Annotated in this window: 2 protein-coding genes and 1 pseudogene; all 3 read left to right on the top strand. The window is 39.9% G+C overall.

The genetic code is table 11. The annotated features are described in order from the left end of the window. A pseudogene (locus AC1DND_RS25505) lies at window positions 1-250 on the top strand (FadR family transcriptional regulator); the annotation flags it as partial. Window positions 251-341: 91 nt separating this feature from the next. Next, complete coding sequence (locus AC1DND_RS25500; protein WP_477585342.1) at window positions 342-1,511, top strand: sialidase family protein; 1,170 nt, start codon at window positions 342-344, stop codon at window positions 1,509-1,511. An 83-nt stretch (window positions 1,512-1,594) separates the two neighbouring features. Continuing rightward, window positions 1,595-2,549 (top strand): carboxypeptidase-like regulatory domain-containing protein (locus AC1DND_RS25495; RefSeq protein WP_477585340.1); only part of this gene is annotated, 955 nt, incomplete at its 3' end.

Here is a 2,549-nt window from a genome sequence, read left to right as displayed (position 1 = left end):
CGAAATTGCCTTTCACGGTAAATTATACGAAATGGCCGGTAACGATACCTTAAAACGTTTCCAGCATATGCTTTTGCCGGTTTTTGGTTTTGTGCTTCAGGTAGAAAATGAGTTTCTTTCTGGCAGTGTTAGCCATCAGGATCTGGTGGAAATTCTTAAATCTGGAAATAAAAATGATTTCAGAAATGGAATGTACGAACATCYAAAGCCTCATTTCGATCGACTTGAGGCACTAAAGAAAATAAATTAAGTTTTTATGTACTACATATTAATTTATTAATTACATTTGTTTTATGCAAGTCTGATTAGGCTTGCACTAACCAAATTAATTTTTTTAAGTTATGTTTTACACCATCAAAAATCTGAAAAGGATTGGCGGGTTATGCTGCTTTTCTGCACTGATTTTGTGCTGCATAAATACCACTTATGCGGCATCCAATATTAAAGCGAATAGGGTAGACAGTCTGAATTTCATTTTTAAAGCTGGAGAAAACGGTTATGCCTGTTTTCGTATTCCAGCCCTAATCCATACTCAAAACGGGAGCTTGCTTGCTTTTGCCGAAGCAAGAAAAAACAATTGTGGTGATTCTGGAGATATTGACCTGGTGGTTAAACGTTCATTTGACAAGGGTAAAACCTGGACCGGCTTACAATTGGTGTGGAGCGATTCGACCAATACTTGTGGCAACCCTGTTCCCGTCCAGGATCAAGCTACTGGCAATATCATTTTAATTTCTACATGGAATTTGGGTACCGACCATGAAAAACAGATTATGGATGGCTCATCGAAAGATGGAAGGCATGTATATATGTTATCATCTGGTGATGATGGAAAAACCTGGTCGGCTGCAACAGAGATTACTGCTCAAGTGAAAAAAACAGGTTGGACCTGGTACGCAACCGGGCCATGCCATGGCTTACAGGTACTTAAAGGAAAATATGCCGGCCGTTTGGTAGTGCCGATAAACCATGTAGAAACGGGTACTAATCAGAATTTTGCACACACCATTTATTCAGATGATCATGGCAAGAGCTGGAATTTAGGCAATAATACCCCTCAGGATAAAATGAACGAAACTACCTTGGCCGAAATTTCGAAAGGCCGATTGATGTTGAACATGCGGAATAGTGACCGGACAATTAAAACAAGGCATACCGCTGTAAGCGAAGATGGCGGTATGAACTGGGCAAATGTACAGGTAGATACAACCTTAATAGAGCCCATCTGCCAGGGAAGTTTGCTGAGTCATTTTTATCGCAAAAATAAACCAACACTGCTTTTCAGCAATCCGGCAAATACAAAATTACGGGCAAATTTAACTTTACGTTTAAGCGAAAACGACGGCAAAACCTGGAAATATAAGATGGTTTTACACCCTGGTCCATCTGCCTACTCAGATATTGCAGTAATAGACAAACAAATAATCGGCTGCTTTTTCGAAGCAGGATATGCAAAGCCATATGAGGGCATTGTATTTAAAACTGTAAACTATTCAGATTTAACAAAATAATTAAGGCCGATTAGTCACGTGGTGATTAATCAGCGAATTTCTATACTAACCAAATATGTAGTACATAAATACAAGTAATAATTATGAGAAAAATTTTATTTATTTTCCTGTTGGCCGCAATTAACCTCTGTGGTTTAACAGGAGCTGCACAAACAACCGATGTGCAGGTATCGGGTACTGTTTCTGATGCGACAAAAAATGAAACGCTGCCAGGAGTAAGTGTAAAAGTAAAGGGCGCGCAGACCGCGACTGTTACAGATGCAAATGGAAAGTACACTTTACGGGTACCTCAAAATTCAATCCTTGTTTTTAGTTCAGTAGGTTATAACGAACAAGAAGTAAAGGCTGGAATAGGCGGTACAAAAAATGTACAATTAAATCCAAATGCACAGTCTTTAACCGATGTGGTAGTAGTGGGATATGTTAAGCAATCAAGAGAGAAAAATACAGCCGCCGTATCTAAACTGGATACAAAACAATTGGTTAATACCGCCAATGCAGGACCAATAGCAGCCATACAGGGTAAAATTGCCGGAGTTTCGGTACCGTTATCAAACGGGCAACCAGGTTCGGCTGGTACCAATATCATTATCCGTGGGGGTTCAAAACTTAATGTTTATGGAACAGGCACCGGTAATAGTGGTGGAGATCCTGTATTATCTTCTGATGCATCAAGTCCGCTGGTTATCGTAGACGGTGTTTTCAGGACGATGAAAGATCTAAATCCGGATGATATCGAATCATTGCAGGTAATGAAGGATGCGGCTTCAACAGCAATTTATGGTGCCCGTGGTGCAAATGGTGTAATTGTGATCAAAACCAAAAGCGGAAAATTTGGCTCAGGGAAACCCAATATCACCTTTAATTACCGTACAAACTGGGAAACTCCATCGCGGATGTATGATTATTTAAGTGCCAAAGATTACCTCACTCTTGCCAGAACCACAGCAAAAAGCACCTTCGATTTAATTGATAAGAATACACTGTTAAATAATGGTGGTTTTTCTGCAGGAACGAAGGTGTACACTGCCAAAGGGC

This window comes from Pedobacter sp. 01N416 (assembly GCF_056399685.1).
The sequence above is the reverse complement of the archived record's forward strand: the minus strand, read 5'-3'. Positions and strand labels throughout refer to the sequence as shown.

Bases quoted from the DNA above. Each gene is read 5' to 3' on its own strand.
- AC1DND_RS25500 (WP_477585342.1), top strand. From the start codon at position 342: ATGTTTTACACCATCAAAAATCTGAAAAGGATTGGCGGGTTATGCTGC.